The 18,697-nt window shown below is 46.1% G+C and carries 17 protein-coding genes and 1 pseudogene; 4 read left to right on the top strand and 14 right to left on the bottom strand.

The genetic code is table 11. The annotated features are described in order from the left end of the window. Window positions 1-63: 63 nt before the first annotated feature. Entirely contained in the window at window positions 64-1,350 is a 1,287-nt protein-coding gene (locus RH86_RS02140) for a TIGR03503 family protein (RefSeq protein ID WP_009384681.1), read from the bottom strand. A gap of 8 nt (window positions 1,351-1,358) precedes the next feature. Next, window positions 1,359-2,102, bottom strand: coding sequence for a DNA polymerase III subunit epsilon (gene dnaQ / locus RH86_RS02135; protein ID WP_005593348.1), 744 nt, complete (start codon window positions 2,100-2,102; stop codon window positions 1,359-1,361). A gap of 56 nt (window positions 2,103-2,158) precedes the next feature. Here dnaQ and rnhA point away from each other — a divergent pair, with 56 nt between their 5' ends. Further along, the gene (gene rnhA / locus RH86_RS02130) at window positions 2,159-2,626 is read left to right on the top strand and encodes a ribonuclease HI (RefSeq protein WP_009384678.1); all 468 of its coding nucleotides are present in this window, start codon (window positions 2,159-2,161) and stop codon (window positions 2,624-2,626) included. A gap of 63 nt (window positions 2,627-2,689) precedes the next feature. Here the strand turns inward: rnhA and RH86_RS02125 are convergent, their stop codons facing one another. Further along, window positions 2,690-3,436: a class I SAM-dependent methyltransferase gene (locus tag RH86_RS02125; protein WP_009384677.1), complete on the bottom strand. Its 747-nt coding sequence runs from the start codon at window positions 3,434-3,436 to the stop codon at window positions 2,690-2,692. 33 nt (window positions 3,437-3,469) lie between these two features. Here RH86_RS02125 and gloB point away from each other — a divergent pair, with 33 nt between their 5' ends. The 3 genes and pseudogenes from gloB (at window position 3,470) to RH86_RS02110 (ending at window position 6,553) form a co-directional block, all read left to right on the top strand. Beyond that, window positions 3,470-4,228: a hydroxyacylglutathione hydrolase gene (gene gloB, locus RH86_RS02120; protein WP_009384675.1), complete on the top strand. Its 759-nt coding sequence runs from the start codon at window positions 3,470-3,472 to the stop codon at window positions 4,226-4,228. A 229-nt stretch (window positions 4,229-4,457) separates the two neighbouring features. Next, window positions 4,458-5,870: pseudogene (locus tag RH86_RS02115) on the top strand (LysM peptidoglycan-binding domain-containing protein); the annotation flags it as partial. Then, window positions 5,867-6,553: a YIP1 family protein gene (locus tag RH86_RS02110; RefSeq protein WP_005593354.1), complete on the top strand. Its 687-nt coding sequence runs from the start codon at window positions 5,867-5,869 to the stop codon at window positions 6,551-6,553. The pseudogene RH86_RS02115 and the gene RH86_RS02110, both read left to right, overlap by 4 nt. Here RH86_RS02110 and RH86_RS02105 read toward each other — a convergent pair. From RH86_RS02105 to RH86_RS02055, 11 genes are all read right to left on the bottom strand, one after another. Beyond that, a complete protein-coding gene (locus RH86_RS02105) occupies window positions 6,539-7,429 on the bottom strand; it encodes an endonuclease/exonuclease/phosphatase family protein (RefSeq protein ID WP_038219105.1) in 891 nt (296 codons plus the stop codon). The genes RH86_RS02110 and RH86_RS02105 overlap by 15 nt on opposite strands. Window positions 7,430-7,548: 119 nt before the next feature. Next, a complete protein-coding gene (glnB, locus tag RH86_RS02100) occupies window positions 7,549-7,887 on the bottom strand; it encodes a nitrogen regulatory protein P-II (RefSeq protein ID WP_005593356.1) in 339 nt (112 codons plus the stop codon). 75 nt (window positions 7,888-7,962) lie between these two features. Continuing rightward, entirely contained in the window at window positions 7,963-9,273 is a 1,311-nt protein-coding gene (gene tilS, locus RH86_RS02095) for a tRNA lysidine(34) synthetase TilS (protein ID WP_009384670.1), read from the bottom strand. Between the two features lie 95 nt (window positions 9,274-9,368). Then, window positions 9,369-10,328 carry an acetyl-CoA carboxylase carboxyl transferase subunit alpha gene (gene accA / locus RH86_RS02090; RefSeq protein WP_009384668.1) on the bottom strand — a complete coding sequence of 320 codons (960 nt, stop codon included), beginning with the start codon at window positions 10,326-10,328 and terminating at the stop codon, window positions 9,369-9,371. 37 nt (window positions 10,329-10,365) lie between these two features. Next, window positions 10,366-13,845, bottom strand: a complete 3,480-nt coding sequence (dnaE, locus tag RH86_RS02085; protein ID WP_009384667.1) for a DNA polymerase III subunit alpha — start codon at window positions 13,843-13,845, stop codon at window positions 10,366-10,368. 55 nt (window positions 13,846-13,900) lie between these two features. Continuing rightward, window positions 13,901-14,530 (bottom strand): ribonuclease HII, encoded by a 630-nt coding sequence (rnhB, locus tag RH86_RS02080; RefSeq protein WP_005593361.1) that lies wholly within the window; start codon window positions 14,528-14,530, stop codon window positions 13,901-13,903. Further along, entirely contained in the window at window positions 14,527-15,678 is a 1,152-nt protein-coding gene (lpxB, locus tag RH86_RS02075) for a lipid-A-disaccharide synthase (RefSeq protein ID WP_005593362.1), read from the bottom strand. Before lpxB ends, rnhB begins: the two co-directional genes overlap by 4 nt. Window positions 15,679-15,758: 80 nt before the next feature. Continuing rightward, window positions 15,759-16,547: an acyl-ACP--UDP-N-acetylglucosamine O-acyltransferase gene (lpxA, locus tag RH86_RS02070; protein ID WP_005593363.1), complete on the bottom strand. Its 789-nt coding sequence runs from the start codon at window positions 16,545-16,547 to the stop codon at window positions 15,759-15,761. A 1-nt stretch (window position 16,548) separates the two neighbouring features. Beyond that, window positions 16,549-17,001, bottom strand: a complete 453-nt coding sequence (gene fabZ, locus RH86_RS02065) for a 3-hydroxyacyl-ACP dehydratase FabZ (protein WP_065545989.1) — start codon at window positions 16,999-17,001, stop codon at window positions 16,549-16,551. Between the two features lie 151 nt (window positions 17,002-17,152). Continuing rightward, window positions 17,153-18,184, bottom strand: coding sequence for a UDP-3-O-(3-hydroxymyristoyl)glucosamine N-acyltransferase (lpxD, locus tag RH86_RS02060; protein ID WP_009384666.1), 1,032 nt, complete (start codon window positions 18,182-18,184; stop codon window positions 17,153-17,155). Between the two features lie 6 nt (window positions 18,185-18,190). Then, window positions 18,191-18,691 carry an OmpH family outer membrane protein gene (locus RH86_RS02055; RefSeq protein WP_175422490.1) on the bottom strand — a complete coding sequence of 167 codons (501 nt, stop codon included), beginning with the start codon at window positions 18,689-18,691 and terminating at the stop codon, window positions 18,191-18,193. Window positions 18,692-18,697: the final 6 nt, after the last annotated feature.

The raw sequence follows: 18,697 nt of genomic DNA, 5'->3' as shown, positions 1-18,697 counted from the left end.
TGCTCGGCAGCCCTTTCCTTTTGTACTCTAAAAGGAGATTATTCAGATACAATCTCGAATGCATTAGCCTTTCGTCGGTATTTCCAACTGCATTTCAGGAATCGCCGCTTTTTTCGCTTTCACTTTGCGCATAACTAACCAAACAATTAAGCCCAAAGTAATCATCACAATATTCCCTAACGCGATAATCATCAAACTTCGATTACGCTGTGATTCACGCTCTTGTTTAATGCGGATTTCTTCTAAACGCTGAGCTTGTTTGATGCGCTCTTCTTCTTGCAAGCGACGAGTTTCAGCCAGATCAATGTCTTTCACTACACTGTAAGTTTGCTCAGATAGAGGGAACATCAACTCGCGATGTGAGCCAAGCTCAGTGGCAAACACTTTGCCATTCCAAGAATACTCACCAATCACGCCACTGTATGGGATATCAAGTTCAACCTTCATTGCCTCTTTATCTGCCGCAGAGTTTTCAACCGCTATTTCCTCACCCCGCGCATCCCTATGTTCAATATGAGCGGCCAGTGACCCCGGTTGAATCATGCCTTGTTCACCAGAGAAGATCACTTGGTGAGCTTGATTTTCCGTCCGAGACTGAATAAAGGAAAGTTCGATTGGGCTTGGGTAAACCAATACCTCTTGCTCTTGAGCCCGTAAGAAAACCCCATTGCCTGAAGTAATGCGCACCCGATATTTACCCGGAGCGGAAGTAATCGGCAATGAAACCGTAAACACGCCATCACCCGGTTTTTCATCCAAACCTTGGCCGTCATCAGCAAAAACGCCGACCTCAATCGGCACAGGGCGCGCTTCCTTGATCAAGCTAGCTTCATTTTCAATGTACTTAGTAAAGGTGACTTTTAGCTCCACGCGATCCAAAAAGTCACGCAGCACTAAGGGTTTATCATTGGATGTTAAGCGAGCCGTAAACTTCATCTCTTCGCCTTGAAATAGGCGTTCAGGTAATGCTTGCGCTGACAGTTTAAGATGGGAAATCAGTTTAATTTTATTTTTTGGCGTTACTTTGCCAATCGCCTGCCAAGGACCTGGCATTGGGTTTTCGATCGACACGATATCCATCGCCGACTCTTGATACCAACTGACGTTATCGGGGCTACGATGGGAGTAGTATTTACGACCGTCAGGACGCACCAGCACCACAGGTTGTGAGGATTCTGCGCGATAAATAACAAAAGTAATGTGTTCAATACTAGGATCAACCCGAAAACGGTTATCTAACAGCGTCATCGAACTTTCAGATGTTGCCGTTGCGGACGTTGAGGAGCTCTGAGCGGCAAAGCTCAATGAACAAATGCATAACCCTAGCAAGGCAAACCAAATCCTCAACATCTTCTCTCCTATTGACGCCAGAGGCAGCTTCCGCTTTTCTCTACGATATCTAAACGACTATTATGGGCTTCTATCTCATCGGCAGTAGCGCGTAAAACCTTTAGTGCTTTTCGCTGACTAGAAGCTCGTTTTATTGACTCACCTCCCACTCCTTCACCATCTCCGCTGCCGGGATTGAATTGTAAAGTGGTTTGTCCGCCCGTCATTAATAAGTAAACGTCGGCTAGGATTTCCGCATCGAGCAATGCGCCATGGAGGGTACGGTGCGAGTTATCGATGCCGTAGCGATCACACAAGATATCAAGGTTATTACGTTTACCAGGGAAGATTCTCTTCGCCATGGCAAGGGTATCGGTCACCTTGCAATATTGCTCAGTATTACCTATCGAGGCATCCAACTTCTCGAATTCATAATCCATAAAGCCGACGTCGAAGGGCGCATTATGCGCGACCAATTCTGCACCTTGGATAAATTCTAAAAACTCGCGGTGCACATCACGGTATTCTGGTTTATCACGCAAAAATTCATCGGTGATACCGTGGATAGCCACCGCTTCGGCTTGAATTTCACGATCGGGCTTTATGTAGACGTGGAAATGACGACCCGTCAATTTGCGGTCAATGATTTCCACCGCACCGATTTCAACAATACGGTGACCAAGGTAATGTGGGCCGCCATCTTGATTCATACCGGTGGTTTCGGTATCGAGAACCACGATGCGATGCTGATTTGAATTGTTACTGGTATTCATTGCAGGCTATATGTCAGACTATATGGATTATGAGCTAACACCTATAGTATCAAATCATGACGAAACAAGTGGAAATTTTCACTGATGGTTCTTGTTTAGGTAACCCAGGCCCAGGTGGCTATGGCGTTGTTCTCCGTTATAAGCAAGTGGAAAAAACACTCGCTGAAGGCTTCACCCTCACCACCAACAATCGCATGGAAATGCTGGCAACCATTGTGGCTCTAAAAGCCTTAAAGGAACCATGCCAAGTGATTCTGACTACGGATAGCCAATATGTGCGTCAAGGCATCACGCAATGGATCCACAATTGGAAAAAACGCGACTGGAAAACCGCCGATAAAAAACCGGTAAAAAATGCTGATTTATGGAAGGCACTGGATATAGAAACCCAGCGTCATGATGTCGACTGGCGCTGGGTAAAAGGTCACGCCGGTCATCGCGAGAACGAAATGTGTGATGAACTGGCCCGTACAGCCGCTGAAAATCCAACAAAAGTGGATCACGGCTATATCCCAAGCAGCTAAATTACTAAGAACTGTATTCCTAAGGACTAGGCAATTAGGCCATTACGCTTAGCCCTCATAAGCTTACGACTTAGTACAATTCGATTTAGACGAAACTTTGTAGTTGACGCCCACTGGCGTCAATTTCCGTTTCAGCTTCCAATGCGGTTTGATCGGCTTTAATGGATAAGTTCTTTTACGCGCGACAATAAAATACAAACTCCCCATTGGCGCAGCCCAATCACCAATACTGTTTTCCAGCCATGTCCAACAAGTGCGATGAGTCTGCATCGGAAACAACCCATACTGATCACAAGCCACCACTTGATAATTCAAGATCCCCAACCAGTCCTTAATTCGACTGGCGGTAAACATGCGGCCACTCCACGGCAAATTATTTTTGCGCCAAGGCATGAAACTGGCGAGCCCAGTAAAACTCAATGGGTTAAAACCGGTTAGAATCAAATAACCATCATCAATCATCACTCGATCGACTTCTCGCAACATGCGATGAGGATCATTACAATAGTCGAGTTGATGGGCGAGAATCACCGTATCAAAGCTTTTTTCCAAAAATGGCAAATCGTAACCATCTGCAATCACGTTATGCAAAGGATTGTGGATATCGAGATTAACTTGATGTTGTATATTGCAGTTGCAGCTCGTAAGCTCGCAGCTTAAACCACCTAACTTGAGCATGTGGTAGCCAAAAAGCTTAGGGCACCACTCATCAAGCCGAGTTTGGATCGATTCGTTAACCCATTGGCCATTTTTTAATTGTGCCCAAGAATGGGGCTGTACAAGCTTTTTTTCACTGCGTGCTGGTTTCATAACGAGCTCACTTTGATAAATGGAGATAAAACCATGTTAGATATCAAAAGCATACCTGCCTTTAACGACAATTACATCTGGCTCATCCAAAATAGCGATCGTCGTTGCGCGGTTGTCGACCCAGGCGATGCGGCGCCCGTACTAGCCTACTTACAACAACATGAGTTAACTCTAGAAGCAATCTTAATTACCCACCACCACCATGATCACATTGGCGGCATTCCTGAGTTAGTTCGTCAATTCCCAACCATTGACGTGGTCGGCCCAGCCAATGAGCCAGTTCCAACCTTAACCCACCCTGTTGAAGCCGGCGATCAAATTCATCTTTTTGATGAAGTCTTTTTTGTACTCGGTCTGGAAGGTCACACTTTGGGCCATGTCGGTTATGTGGGCGATGGCAAACTTTTCTGTGGTGATACGCTATTCTCTGCCGGATGCGGGCGTGTTTTTGAAGGCACCATGGAGCAGATGCATCAATCACTGAGCAAACTGGCGGCACTGCCGGAAGAAACCGAAGTTTACTGCGCTCATGAATACACTTCGAGCAATCTTGCTTTCGCTATGGCGGTCGAACCCGACAACGCCCAATTGCAAAAATATCGTGAAGAAGTCAATCGTCTTAGAGCGCAAAATAAACCAACACTGCCAAGCACCATCCGTCGTGAAAAATGGATTAATCCTTTTTTACGTGTTGATGAAGCCAGTGTCATAAAATCAGTAAGCAACCGAACGACACAAATGGATCCTGTGTCAATTTTTACAGCATTGCGTGAGTGGAAAAACGAATTTTAACGTTTTCCTGCTTGTCACTCAGCTAATGAGACAAGTATTATCAGCAGCCGTTGAAAAGAAGGGCTGTAACATGCGATTTAAACACAGCTGGGTTCTGGCACTGGTATTAACCGGTTGTCAAATGACCCAGCCTACTACTCAAGATTCTGATGTAGAAACCACCTCAGATAAGACCTCTACTGCAACAGTAGTTCCTGCAACATCAGCCACTACGCCTGTAGAATCTCAAGTAGTTGCAACGCCGGTTGTGACACCTCAGTCACAACAAGATGTGTGGAAACGTATCGCGATGCAGCTTGAGATGCCAATTCCCGACCATAAAACGGTCGATTACTACCGTACTTGGTATCTCAAACACCCAGGGCATCTAAAAACCGTTTCTCAACGCGCCCAGCCATTTCTTTATCTAATTACAGAAAAAATTGAGCAACGTGGTTTACCATTAGAGCTCGCTCTATTGCCCGTTGTAGAAAGCTCGTTTGATGCTTTTGCGTATTCACACGGCAGTGCGGCGGGTCTTTGGCAGTTTGTCCCTTCAACAGGCAAAATGTACGGCCTTGAACAAGACTTTTGGTATGACGGTCGCCGTGACGTCGATGCAGCAACGGATGCAGCCTTAGACTTTCTAACCGACCTCAACAAACGCTTTGACGGCAACTGGTCACATGCGATTGCTGCCTACAACAGTGGCGGTGGTCGTGTATCGAGCGCCATTCGTAAAAACACCAAAGCAGGTAAACCGATCGACTTCTTCTCTCTTTCGTTACCAAAAGAGACCAGTGCGTATGTACCTAAGCTGCTAGCCCTTGCGGACGTGATCGCCAATCAAGAAAAATACGGAATTGATATCCCGCCGATTGCTAACAAGCCTGTGGTCGAATTGGTGAAACCGAATGAACAGCTTGATCTCGCGATTGCCGCCAACTACGCCGATATTTCTGTCCATGAGCTACAAAGCTTAAATCCAGCTTACAACCAATGGGCTACCTCACCTGACGGTAATACACAACTGTTGCTGCCTATCGCTTCAGTCGATAAATTTAACGCGCAATTGGCACAAAATCGCGGCAAAGGCATGAAGGTTGCTCGCTATAAAGTGCAATCAGGCGACACCATCAGCGTGCTAGCAACCAAGTACAACACCACCAGCCAAGTGATTCGTACTGCGAATAACATGACCAACAATAACATCCGTATTGGTCAACATCTGCTGATCCCAATTTCAACCAAAGATGACAAGGCTTACGCACTCAGTGCCAGCAATCGTCTAGCGAAAACCCAAGCGAAAGCTCGTGGTAAATACAAATTGACTCATACTGTCGCCAAAGGCGATAGTTTGTGGAGTATCGCCAAAGCCAATAAGGTGTCACACACTTCACTGGCGAAATGGAATGGTATGGGCCCACGTGACACGCTACGTATTGGCCAAGATTTAGTGATCTGGAAAAACAGCGCTGATGGTGCTGTGATCCGCACGGTCTTTTATCAAGTTCGTAGCGGTGATACCGTGAGTGGCATTGCGAGTAAATTCAAGGTAAGAACCACCGATGTCGTGAAGTGGAATGGTCTTGAGAAGAAAAAGTACTTAAAGCCAGGTCAAAAACTGAAGCTGTATGTCGACGTGACTAAGGTGAGTGTATGACGCCATCAAGCAACCCTTTGAGCATGCTAGTTGATATTTTTCGCTCGCCTAGCGCCACTTTTATCGCCCTACATCAAAATGGTATGTGGGGTTGGCAGCCTTTCATTGTTTTGCTGCTGACACCATTTTTATTCTGGGGCGCCTACTTTGACATCGTCAATTTTGCATGGCTTAAGCAAGCTTTGCTCCCCCAATTAGAGCAAGTGAATCCAAGCCAAGTAGCCTTGCTAGATGCTAATACCTTGATGGCAAGTGAAATCATTGCCGAGGTTTTAGGTCGTATTACCAGTGTAACACTATTGGCTTTTTGGTTTCATTTTGCGACGAAGCCAAGCCAGCATCAACAGGGATACTGGAAATGGTTTGCAGCCAGCTGCGCGATTTTATTCCCGGCCGTACTGGGCGATTTGGCGAGCTATGTCAGCGCCTTACTCAAGCACGGCCAAGTGCTAAGTTATGCAGCCAACCTTAATAGCCTTAATGGTTTATTGAAACTGCCAATGACCAATGATTGGTTTTCATTTGCCAGTTCATTACCGCTGTTAATGCCATGGTATATCGCCCTCGGTTATGCCGCGGTCGGTACATGGACAGAATTCGAACGTGGCCAAGCCTTAGCGATTTCTGCCCTTCCTTGGGTGGTTGTTTACACTATTTGGGCGCTGTTTCTACTGATTTTCTAATACGCTTTGCACTGACGGTAACAAACGAAAATAGACTTCAATCGGATTATGGTCAGAGGCGTCAGAAATGGGCGCCTCTGCTTTTTCTAGCGTTAAGCCACGATAAAATAGATGATCAAGCGGTAAACCATTAATAAATTGCTTACGATGATCCAATTGATAATCCACTTCTTGCACTCCAACCTGTGCTAATACCCCTTTCATCACCGCTAAACGTTGTTCACTCCAGCTATTAAAGTCACCTGCAACAATAACAGGCCCTGTATGCGCCTTGAGAACGTTAGCTAACTTTTCAAGTTGATGATGATACTCTTGCGTACCATAAGTAAAGTTCACCGCATGGATATTAACCACCGCCAGCGTCTGCCCATTCGATAGTGCATAAGTGGCAAACAGCGCTGATTTCGGCAAGCGTAACCAAGGCTCCATCTCAGTATACCCGCAAGCACGTTTAGGCAATTGATGCGCCAAATTGAGCACACCTGCCGAAGTATCAAATGCTTTAAAGGCATCAACCAAATTTCCACTCCACTGCCCAGCATCGATCCAAGCGCGTAACTCTTCTGTCATGCTCGCTTCTTGCAACAGTAGCAATTGCTTATCTTGAGCAAGTCCCTCTAGAGCCTGTTGCCAGTTAGAACGATTTTGCTTATAGATATTCCATACCAATAGGTTTAATTGACCATCATGATCAAGTATTTGAGGGGCTGGGTTTTGATAACAAGCCAATTCGGGCTGCATGTCATTGGCCGAGACTGTCGGCGGCGTAATCGTCGTGACCTGTGCGGTGTCAGGTAAGGTAAAAACACTTCGATAGCCTGCGTAACTGGCAACAGTGACTACCAATGTAAATATGAGGAGAGTTCTTTTTTTCATAATGGGGGATAATGCTCATCCAGCCAAAAGCTGATTGAATATCCTTATTGATTTAAAGCGTCGCCATCCAATATGGCCAGCCCAAAAAATAAAAGAGCCATGCGGCTCTTTTATCTGAATTAGATTGCGTCTTCGTCTTCTTCACCAGTACGAATACGAACAACACGTTCAACGCTAGTGATAAAGATTTTACCATCACCAATTTTTCCGGTTTGCGCCGTTTCAATAATGGTATCGACACACTGATCCGCGACATCATCAGTCACGACGATTTCAAGCTTCACTTTTGGTAAAAAGTCGACCATATACTCTGCACCACGGTACAGCTCTGTATGACCTTTTTGACGGCCAAAGCCTTTTACTTCCGATACAGTCATACCGGTAATACCAACTTCTGCGAGTGCTTCGCGCACATCATCCAGCTTAAAAGGCTTAATGATCGCCTCAATCTTTTTCATGTTCATCCCTTAAACTTACGTTATTTCAATCATTATCCCAAAAAGAGTCGCGAATAAAAAGCCCAAGCCTTTAGCCTAACGTGCTTTTGCTCGCCAATCCAATTTATAACCTTTACCAGCAAAAGGTTTGCAAATAAATAGCCCTAGCACCGCAACCACCTCATCACCACATAATAAGATCGGTGTACGACGTCTTAACCAGCTCGGCACGCCATACTCTTGAAATAATTTTTTCAATTTACGGCTATGCCCACGACCAACCGGATGAGCAGTTAAACCTTCCGGGTTGAAACTTATCGACAGTTGGCTCACTTGCTGCTCGGTTAGTGCCAGCTCTCCCATTGGAGAGGCTGATAACCGCAATTCTCCAACGCCATCAGGAAGTATCAGGCATTGTTCAACATACAATGGCGCCTGCCAATGACTGATTTCTTCGGCAGGCAATACTTGATATAAACATTGCGCAAAACGACGTATCTGTATCTGACCTAAATTGAGAATAGGGTTGGCATCATCGGTCGCCAAAGCCACTTGCTGCCAAATTAAAACCAGATGATCACGGCTTGGCATACGCAATTGAGCCTCGGCAAACCACATGCGCAGTAACTGCATGCGTACCCGCTCACTTTTGCTTTCTAGAGTAGCAATAGAAAGGCTGCCATCACTCGCCAACGCGCTTTCAAATTGCTCTGTCAGTAATTCGACGAGTAACGCTTCTTGTTCTGCACATAGCTCTGCACTGCGCTGCACCGCACTATGGATATGAGGCCAACGCTGCTTGAGTACAGGAGTAATTTGATGGCGAATAAAGTTACGGTCAAAACGCGTATCTTGATTGCTTTCATCTTCCACCCATTGCAACTGTAACTGCTGTGCCACTCGCTCAATCTCTGTACGTGGCACGGTAAGTAAAGGCCGTACGATTAAGCCATTTCGCCACGGCATCACTTGCGCCATCGCCGAGAGTCCTTTTGGACCACTCCCCCGCTTTAAGGCCAGTAAAAATGTTTCTAATTGATCATCGCTATGTTGACCGGTAATCAATATATCGCCAGCCCCAACGTGCAGGTTAAGCGCTTGATAGCGAGCCTCGCGGGCACATTCCTCAAGGCTTTGCCCACTATGATCAAGCTGAACCTGCTCAACCACACATTTTATTCCTGCTTGCTGTGACCATTGCTGGCACTGCAGAGCCCATTGGTCAGCATTTACACTTAATCCATGGTGCACGTGCACTGCCAAGCAGACAACACCATGCGTTTGTTGATAGCGGCTCAATAAAGCCAATAGTAAGCGGGAATCAACCCCGCCGCTCAATGCTAAAACGATTTTGTTAGGCTGTTGCTGTTGCAGTGATTGAGAAAAAATGGCGTAAAGAGAGTCCATGGCCGCTCACAAGAGTGTCTTAAGTCATCGCTATTCTAGCGCAAAACAAAAAGGGTTGAGACCATGCTCAACCCTTTTCTTTGTTATTCAATGAATCAACAGTAACCGTAGCTCATTAAACGCTGGTAACGACGAGCCATCAAAGATTCTTCGTCAAACTGTTCCAACTCAGCAAGTTGACGCAATAGCGTTTCTTTTACATTTTCTGCCGTTTGTTTATGGTCGCTGTGCGCACCACCTAACGGCTCACTGATAATCTCATCGATTAGTTCTAGCTCTTTCAAACGTGGAGCGATAAGACCCATCGCTTCCGCCGCCTGAGGCGCTTTATCTGAATCACGCCATAAGATAGAAGCACAGCCTTCTGGCGAAATCACTGAGTAGGTTGAGTACTGTAGCATATTGACATAGTCACCTACACCAATCGCCAATGCACCACCTGAACCGCCTTCACCGACTACGTTACAGATAACGGGAACGGTTAGACCAGCCATGACTTTTAGGTTGGTTGCGATCGCTTCTGATTGGCCACGCTCTTCAGCACCAAGACCTGGGTATGCGCCCGCGGTGTCGATAAAGGTGATGATCGGCATGTTAAAACGTTCTGCGGTTTGCATTAAACGCAGTGCTTTACGGTAGCCTTCCGGTTTTGGCATACCAAAATTACGTCTTACTTTCTCTTTGGTTTCACGACCTTTTTGATGACCAATGATCATCACTGGGCGGCCTTCTAAACGTGCAATACCACCAACAATCGCTTTATCATCAGCGTAAGCACGATCGCCTGCAAGTTCATCAAATTCAGTAAAGATATGCTCGATGTAGTCCAAGGTATACGGACGACGAGGGTGACGAGCAAGTTGAGCCGTTTCCCACGCACCTAAGTCGCTGAAGATTTTCTTCTTAAGCTCTAAGCTCTTCTTCTCTAGCTGCTCAATCTCTTTATTAAGATCTACACCAGCATCACCACCATGGCGAGAAACGTCACGCAGCGCTTCGATTTTAGCTTCAAGTTCTGCGATAGGCTTTTCAAATTCTAGAAAGTTTAGGCTCATCTATCGATCCTTTTATATTCGGCAATCAGTGCCGAATTTAGTTAAATTCGAGTTCTACTTGGTCAGGTCCAAGCAGCTGTTTTAAATCATCAAGTAGCGTGTCGCTTGGCGTTACGCGCCACTCAGTACCCAACGTTAAGCGCGCTCTAGCATCTGAACGTTGGTAGTATACATGGACAGGAATCGTTCCTGCACGATAAGGCTCTAAGATGGTATTAAAGCGCTCAAAAAATTGGTTATCGATTTGTGCTTCACTAATCGAAACAGAAAGGCCACGCGCGTATTTTTCGCGGGCACTGCCAAGATCCATGACCTCGCGCGCGGTCATTTTAAGACCCCCGTTGAAATCATCAAAGCTGACCTGTCCTGAAACGACTAAAATTTTATCGCTTTCAAGTAATTCTGCATATCGTTCTAGCGCATCTGAGAACAACATCACTTCCATTCGGCCACTGCGATCATCGAGTGTCATCAAGCCAATACGATTTCCTCGCTTGGTGGTCATCACTCGCGCGGCAATCACCAAGCCCGCAATCGTAACCGATTGATCGCGACGAGTCGGTGTTGCATCATTAAGTCGACAGCTAGTGTACTTGCCCAGTTCCTTGATGTAGGCATTAATTGGGTGACCGGTCAAATAAAGACCAAGTGTATCACGCTCACCTTCCAGCCATACTTTTTCAGGCCACGGCGGCACTTTAGTATATTTATGCTCAACTTCTTCAGGGGCTTCGGTGAGTACACCAAACAGATCTGTTTGACCAAAGGACTCAGCTTGATGATGTTGACTCGCGGCCTTCACCGCATCATTCAATGAGGCCATCAAAGCGGCACGGTGTGGGCCTAATCGGTCCAATGCACCAGCATAGATCAATTTTTCTATCACGCGTTTATTGACCTTTTTCAAATCAATACGAGCGCAAAAATCAAACAAATCCTTAAAGTGACCATCTTGGTTTCGCGACGCTAATATCGCTTCAATTGGACCTTCACCAACCCCTTTAATTGCACCGATACCGTAAACAATTGCGCCGTCTTCATCAACATTAAAGCGGTACAAACCTGAGTTAATGTCTGGCGGTAACACTTTCAGCTTCATGCGCAAGCATTCATCGACCAAGCCAACCACTTTTTCGGTGTTGTCCATATCGGCCGTCATTACAGCCGCCATAAATTCAGCTGGGTAATGGGTTTTTAACCATAATGTTTGGTAAGAAACCAGTGCGTAAGCGGCTGAGTGCGATTTGTTAAAACCGTAACCTGCGAACTTTTCTACTAAGTCGAAGATTTTCATCGCCAATTCGCCATCAACGCCGTTGGCTACCGCGCCTTCTTCGAAGGTAGCACGCTGCTTGGCCATCTCTTCCGGTTTTTTCTTACCCATCGCACGACGAAGCATATCCGCGCCACCAAGGGTATAACCAGATAACACCTGTGCGATCTGCATGACCTGTTCTTGATAAAGAATGATGCCGTACGTCGGCTCTAGAATCTCTTTTAGTGACTCATGTTGCCACTTTTCATCTGGATAAGAGACCGCTTCTCGGCCATGCTTACGGTCGATAAAGTTATCTACCATGCCCGACTGTAGTGGGCCCGGACGGAATAGAGCCACCAATGCGATGATATCTTCAAAACAGTCTGGTTGCAGACGCTTGATCAGCTCTTTCATACCACGAGATTCAAGCTGGAATACCGCCGTGGTTTCTGAGTTTTGCAGCAACCGGAACGACGCTTCATCAGCCAGCGGAATAGACTCGATACGTACCGGAGCTTTTCCTTCGCGCTCAAGACGCGGGTTGATCAGGCGCAATGCCCAGTCAATAATAGTCAGCGTACGCAGACCCAAGAAGTCGAATTTTACCAGACCTGCTGTTTCAACATCATTCTTATCAAATTGAGTAACAGGGAAGTGCCCTTCCGCATCGGCATAGATAGGCGCAAAATCGGTAATCGTGGTTGGAGAGATAACTACACCACCCGCATGTTTACCTGCGTTTCGTGTACAACCTTCCAGAATACGGCACTTATCAATCAGCTCTTTGACTTCTTCATCCGCAGCATACAACTCTGGTAATGCCGGCTCTGCAGCAAAGGCTTTTTCGAGTGTCATACCCGGATCTGGCGGCACAAGCTTGGAGATGCGGTCAACAAAACCAAATGGATGACCTAAAACACGGCCAACATCGCGAATAACCGCTTTCGCCGCCATGGTACCAAAGGTAATGATCTGTGATACCGCATCACGCCCATACATTTCGGCTACGTGGTCAATCACTTGGTCACGCTTATCCATACAGAAATCGACGTCGAAATCGGGCATTGAGACACGTTCTGGGTTTAGAAAACGTTCGAACAGCAGATCGTATTCAAGTGGATCCAAATCCGTGATCTTCAGGGCGTATGCCACCAATGAGCCAGCACCTGAACCACGACCCGGACCAACAGGAATCTCATTGTCTTTTGACCACTGGATAAACTCCATTACGATCAAGAAGTAACCTGGGAATCCCATCTGGTTGATTACGTCGAGTTCAATCTGCAGACGCTCATCATATTCTGGGCGACGAGCCAAACGGACGGCTTCATCAGGAAAGAGGAATTCTAAACGCTCTTCTAAGCCTTCACGTGACTTCATCACAAGAAAGTCTGTTTCTTCCATCCCTTCAGTTGGGAAAGCGGGTAGGAAGTACTCCCACAGCCTTACTGTCACATTACAACGCTTAGCAATCTCAACACTGTTCTCGAGTGCTTCAGGGACGTCCGCGAATAGCTCGCACATCTCTTCTTCACTACGTAGGTATTGCTGAGAGCTGTAATTCTTAGGACGACGAGGGTCCTCTAGGGTATAACCATCGTGGATAGCCACGCGGATTTCGTGCGCATCAAACAAATCTTCACGCAAGAAGACCACTTCATTGGTGGCGACAACAGGTAAGTCAGCGCGCTCGGCCAACTCTAACGCAAAGTGAAGGTAGCTCTCTTCATCGGCACGACCCGTACGTGTCAATTCAAGGTAAAAGCGATCGGCAAAGTGTTGCTGATAAAAGCCCACACACTGATTCACCAATGCTTGGTTGCCTTTTAAAAGCGCTTTACCAATTTCGCCACTTTTACCGCCAGAGAGAATGATCAGCCCTTCCGCTAATTCCACTAACCACTCTCTATCGATAACGGGCTGGTGTTGAACGTGCCCACGCAAGTACGCTTTCGAGATCAACAGAGTTAAGTTTTTATAACCCGTATTATCGCTCGCAATAACGGTTAATTTAGTCAGTTCATCACCAAATTCTGGTGACTGCATGACAAAATCAGCACCAATGATGGGTTTGATACCACAGCCGTGCGCCGCACCATAAAACTTCACCAAACCACATAAGTTGGTAAAATCGGTCAATGCCATTGCAGGCATACCCATCTCGGCGACTTTCTTCACCAGCGGAGGCACTTTTGATAGGCCATCGATCATGGAGTAGTCACTGTGGACACGAAGATGGATAAACTTTGGTTCTGACATTAATACTTTCCGGTGTTGACGCTTTATTCTTGGCTGTGGTTATTCTACGTGATTGTTACTCTATTCCGAGCGCTTTTTTCACTGGTTTGAAGCTTTTACGGTGTTGTTCAATCACGCCATGTTGCTCAATGGCATCAAAATGCGCTTTGGTTGGGTAGCCTTTGTGCTTGGCAAAACCAAACTGTGGATATTGTTTATCCAACTCTTCCATTTCTTGGTCACGTACCACTTTAGCCAAAATTGATGCTGCACTGATCTCTGCCACACGCAAATCACCTTTAACCACCGCAATCGCATCCATTGACAATGCCGGGCAGCGGTTACCATCAATCAGCGCGAGATCTGGTTGCACCGATAAACCCGCAATGGCACGCTGCATAGCCACCATGGTTGCTTGCAAAATATTCAGTTGGTCAATCTCTTCAGGAGAACATCGACCAATTGCCCATGCTAATGCTTTTTCTTTGATTTCAGGAAGTAGCGCTAAGCGTTTTTTCTCACTCAATTTTTTTGAATCGTTGAGGCCTTCAATCGGATTGTTAGGATCAAGAATAACAGCGGCGGTCACGACATCCCCCACCAAAGGGCCACGCCCCACCTCATCCACACCCGCGATAAGCTGGTAGCCTTGTGGGTATTCAAATGGCGGCAATTCTTTTTTTTCTTTGCTTTTTACTGTTGTCATGCTTGTTTGCTCTTTCCAATTAAACTCAGTACCGCGTTGGCCGCTTGCGTATCGGCGTCCTTACGAATCCAATGGTGCATCTCGGTAAACTTTTCGACCATATCGTCACCGTGTTGCCCTAACAATTGCAGCACTTCTTGGCTCAAATTCTCCGGGGTACAATCTTGCTGAAGAAACTCTTTGACTAACGCTTGATCGGCCAAAATATTCGGTAAAGAAACATATTTCGTTTTCAGCATACGACGCGCCAAAAAGGCGGTAAACGCATTCACTTTATAGCCGACAACCATTGGTCGCTTGATCAGCATACATTCTAGAGCAACGGTGCCCGAAGCCAACATCACCGCATCGGCTGCTGTGATCACATTCTTAGCGGTATCATCGACCAAGACAAACTCAAGCTCTGGGGCATATTCTCGCCAAGCCGCTTCAAACTGTTCACGACGTTTCTGATTAACCAATGCAACGACAAAGCCTAAATCTGGCTGCTGAGCATGCAAGCGTTTACAAGCTTGAATAAAAGGCTCAGCCAACATATTCAATTCGCTACCACGACTGCCCGGCAATACCGCCAGCCACGATTTATCTTGCGCAAGACCAAGGAGTTCTCGGGCGGGGGCTTTATCCGACTTGAGAGGAATCGCATCGGCTAAGGTATGACCAATAAACTCACAAGGCACATTAAACTTATCGTAAAACGCTTTTTCAAAAGGGAGAAAAGCCAAAACCAAATTCGTGGCTTTTGCGATACCGAAAATACGCTTTTGACGCCAAGCCCAAACAGAAGGGCTGACATAGTGAACCGTTTTAATGCCCGCATTTTTCAGATCAAGTTCAAGGCGAAGGTTAAAATCAGGCGCATCGATACCAATAAATACATCGGGTGGATTTTGAGTGAAGTACTTTACCAGTTCTGCTTTTACTTTCAGCAAACGCGGCAAACGGCCTAAAACTTCGACTAGACCCATCACGGAAAGCTCTTCCATATCAAACAATGATTGGCAGCCCTGCTGCATCATCTTAGGTCCGCCAATGCCAACAAACTCAGCATCTGGGTAACGCAACTTAATCGCTTTAATAAAGCCTTCTCCCAGCGTATCCCCTGAGAGTTCACCCGCAACGATACCGATTCGTAGTGGCCTTTCCATCTTTCTATCCTCTTACCTTAAAACGCAAAAAGATCGCAGTTTGGTGCTGCGATCTTTTCTTCACTCAACCACTCTGAGACTTAGCGGATAATACCACGTTCTGTTGATTCGATAATCTTCAGCATTGGTTCCACCGCAGGCCACTCCTGAGCCATTTCAGCTAAAATTGGTTTTACTTCTTCCATTGTTTTACCGGAACGGTAAATCTCTTTGTACGCTTTCTGTAGTGCGCGAATTTCCGGCTTTTCAAAACCGTTGCGCTTCAAACCTACTAGATTTAGACCAAATGGAGAAGCATGGTTACCTTGCGCCAATACGTACGGCAATACATCTTGTACCACCGCAGAGCAACCACCAATATAAGCGTATGCGCCAATGGTGCAGAATGGGTGAATAGCTGATAGAGCCATAACGCCAGCGTAATCGCCTACCGTTACATGACCACCTAAAATTGCATTGTTACCAATGTGAGTATGATTGCCAACAATGACATCGTGCGCTACGTGAGCGTTAACACACAGTAAGTTATCGTCGCCAATAACCGTGGTGGCTTTATCTTGCGTTGTACCACGGTGGATCTGTACTGCTTCACGAATCACGTTACGGTCACCGATCACTACAGTAGTATCTTCGCCACCATATTTCTTGTCTTGGTTCTCTTCACCAATCACTGCGTGAGGAAAAATACGGTTCTCTTTACCAATTTTGGTGTGGCCTTTGATCACCACATGAGACATTACTTCAGTACCTTCACCAATTTCTACGTTAGCCGTAATGTAAGTGAAAGGTCCAACTGTAACGTTAGCACCGATTTTTGCACCTTCTTCAACAACCGCTGATGGGTGAATTTGAGCGCTTTCATGAATCATATTAAAACTCTCGACGTGCACATTTTAGGTCTGCAGAACACACTACGTCACCGTCTACTTTCGCAGCACATTTGAACGCAGCAATACCACGACGCTCTTTAACAAATTCCACTTCAATCACAAGCTGATCACCAGGCGTTACTGGCTTGCGGAATTTCGCGTTATCAACGCTGGCAAAATAGTAAAGCTCATTACCCGATGGCGCACCAAACGATTTAAACGCAAGTAGACCTGTTGCTTGAGCCATTGCTTCAAGAATTAATACACCTGGAAATACTGGGAGCTGAGGGAAATGACCGGTAAATTGCGGTTCGTTTACAGAGACATTTTTGATCGCTGTCAGATACTTTTCTTCTTGGAAGTCGATAACACGATCAATCAATAAAAATGGGTAGCGATGCGGCAACAGTTGCTGAATCTCAGTGATGTCCATCGTTTTCTTCTCAGTAGTCAAAGTCATATTCCTAAATATTTTGCATGCTAAATGTGGTTTCTGCTTAACATTATACCCAACTAAAGCCGTGATGCTAAGCCACATCCTATGTTGTTAAGTATATAGCGAAAAAAGACCCGCAGTTGCGAGCCTTCTAATTACCCAAAACGAGTTAAGAATCCGCGTTTTCTTCTAGCTGTTTTTCAACCGCTTTCAGACGCTTATTCATCTCATCAATTCGATGGACTCGAGTGGCCGTTCTGCGCCACTCTTTATTGGTTTGCAGTGGAATACCTGAAGAGTACATACCTTTCTCTTCAATACTGCGCATCACCATACCCATACCGGTAATCGTAACACCATCTGCAATTTCAATATGGCCGTTAAGGACACTGGCCCCACCGATGATGCAGTATTTGCCAATTTTTGTGCTTCCCGCAACAACCGTAGCTCCAGCCATCGCTGTGCCATAGCCAATTTCAACGTTGTGCGCAATTTGCATCTGGTTATCAATGATCACGTTATCCGCAATGATGGTATCGTCCAGTGCGCCACGATCGATCGTGGTACAAGCGCCAATCTCAACTCGATTGCCAATTCGCACGGTGCCAAGCTGAGGAATTTTAATCCACTCCCCTTTTTCATTGGCATAACCAAAACCATCACTACCGATGACCGTATTCGCTTGCACTAGGCAATCTGAACCGATCTCAACGTTATGATAGACACTTACATTAGACCATAGCTGAGTGTTATTGCCGATATTTGCATTCTTACCGACAAAACACCCCGCACCGATAACAACGTTATCGCCCAGCGTAACGCCTTCTTCAATCACCGCATTGGCTCCGATTGCAACATTCTCGCCAAGAGAAGCGGTAGGATCGATAACCGCCGACGGTGCAATGCCTGACGCCGATTTTGGTGTTACATCGAGAGCTTGCGCCACTTTAGCAAAAGCGACGTAAGGATCTGCCACGATAAGCGCATTACCTGAACAAAGCTCGCGCTGGGCTTCTTTCACCATAACAACCGTCGCTTGACACTCAACTAAGTGTTTTGCGTACTTAGGATTAGACAGAAACGTCACATGACCTTGCTGCGCTTTATCCATTGGTGCAACCATGGTCACTGTCGCAGCAGCGTCACCATGGAGCTCTCCCCCTGTAATGGTTGCCAATTCGGCTAATGTTAATGTCTTCATAAAATCTTATTTTAGTGCTTTAATTACTTTTTCAGAGATGTTGAACTCTGGCTTAGCGAAACGAACTGCTTGTGCATCGATAATCATATCGTAGCCTTCTTTCGCTGCGATTTTATCTACTGCATCTTGAATCACTTTGAACAATTTTTGTGTTTCTTGCGCTTCACGCTGTTTTGATGATTGCTCAAGCGCTTGGCCTTTAATCTTGTATTTGCTATCCAGTTGGCCGATTTCGATACGTAGTTTTTCGATTTCATCTTGGCCTAGCAGCTCACCATCACGCTTCAGCTTTTCAATTTTGGTCTTTGCTTCCGCTTGAATCGCTTTCAGTTCATCGGTCTTATCCTTAAACTCTTCTTGCATCTTCTGCAATACGACTTCACGTTGCGGCAGCGCTTGAAAAACTTGTGCTGTATTGATATAGCCAATCTTCTGAGCGGCTTCTGCTGCATTAGCAAAAAGAGAAGAGGTCATTACTACAAGGCCAAGACCAGCCGCTTTCATCATTTTATT

This window comes from Vibrio sp. N418, assembly GCF_000222565.1.
Lineage (GTDB): Bacteria > Pseudomonadota > Gammaproteobacteria > Enterobacterales > Vibrionaceae > Vibrio > Vibrio scophthalmi.
The sequence above is the reverse complement of the archived record's forward strand: the minus strand, read 5'-3'. Positions and strand labels throughout refer to the sequence as shown.

Bases quoted from the DNA above. Each gene is read 5' to 3' on its own strand.
- lpxA (WP_005593363.1), bottom strand. From the start codon at position 16,547: ATGATTCATGAAAGCGCTCAAATTCACCCATCAGCGGTTGTTGAAGAA.
- glnB (WP_005593356.1), bottom strand. From the start codon at position 7,887: ATGAAAAAGATTGAGGCGATCATTAAGCCTTTTAAGCTGGATGATGTG.
- lpxB (WP_005593362.1), bottom strand. From the start codon at position 15,678: ATGGAAAGGCCACTACGAATCGGTATCGTTGCGGGTGAACTCTCAGGG.
- RH86_RS02055 (WP_175422490.1), bottom strand. From the start codon at position 18,691: ATGATGAAAGCGGCTGGTCTTGGCCTTGTAGTAATGACCTCTTCTCTT.
- rnhB (WP_005593361.1), bottom strand. From the start codon at position 14,530: ATGACAACAGTAAAAAGCAAAGAAAAAAAAGAATTGCCGCCATTTGAA.
- accA (WP_009384668.1), bottom strand. From the start codon at position 10,328: ATGAGCCTAAACTTTCTAGAATTTGAAAAGCCTATCGCAGAACTTGAA.
- rnhA (WP_009384678.1), top strand. From the start codon at position 2,159: ATGACGAAACAAGTGGAAATTTTCACTGATGGTTCTTGTTTAGGTAAC.
- dnaE (WP_009384667.1), bottom strand. From the start codon at position 13,845: ATGTCAGAACCAAAGTTTATCCATCTTCGTGTCCACAGTGACTACTCC.
- RH86_RS02105 (WP_038219105.1), bottom strand. From the start codon at position 7,429: ATGAAAAAAAGAACTCTCCTCATATTTACATTGGTAGTCACTGTTGCC.
- RH86_RS02125 (WP_009384677.1), bottom strand. From the start codon at position 3,436: ATGAAACCAGCACGCAGTGAAAAAAAGCTTGTACAGCCCCATTCTTGG.
- gloB (WP_009384675.1), top strand. From the start codon at position 3,470: ATGTTAGATATCAAAAGCATACCTGCCTTTAACGACAATTACATCTGG.
- tilS (WP_009384670.1), bottom strand. From the start codon at position 9,273: ATGGACTCTCTTTACGCCATTTTTTCTCAATCACTGCAACAGCAACAG.
- RH86_RS02110 (WP_005593354.1), top strand. From the start codon at position 5,867: ATGACGCCATCAAGCAACCCTTTGAGCATGCTAGTTGATATTTTTCGC.
- dnaQ (WP_005593348.1), bottom strand. From the start codon at position 2,102: ATGAATACCAGTAACAATTCAAATCAGCATCGCATCGTGGTTCTCGAT.
- RH86_RS02140 (WP_009384681.1), bottom strand. From the start codon at position 1,350: ATGTTGAGGATTTGGTTTGCCTTGCTAGGGTTATGCATTTGTTCATTG.
- lpxD (WP_009384666.1), bottom strand. From the start codon at position 18,184: ATGAAGACATTAACATTAGCCGAATTGGCAACCATTACAGGGGGAGAG.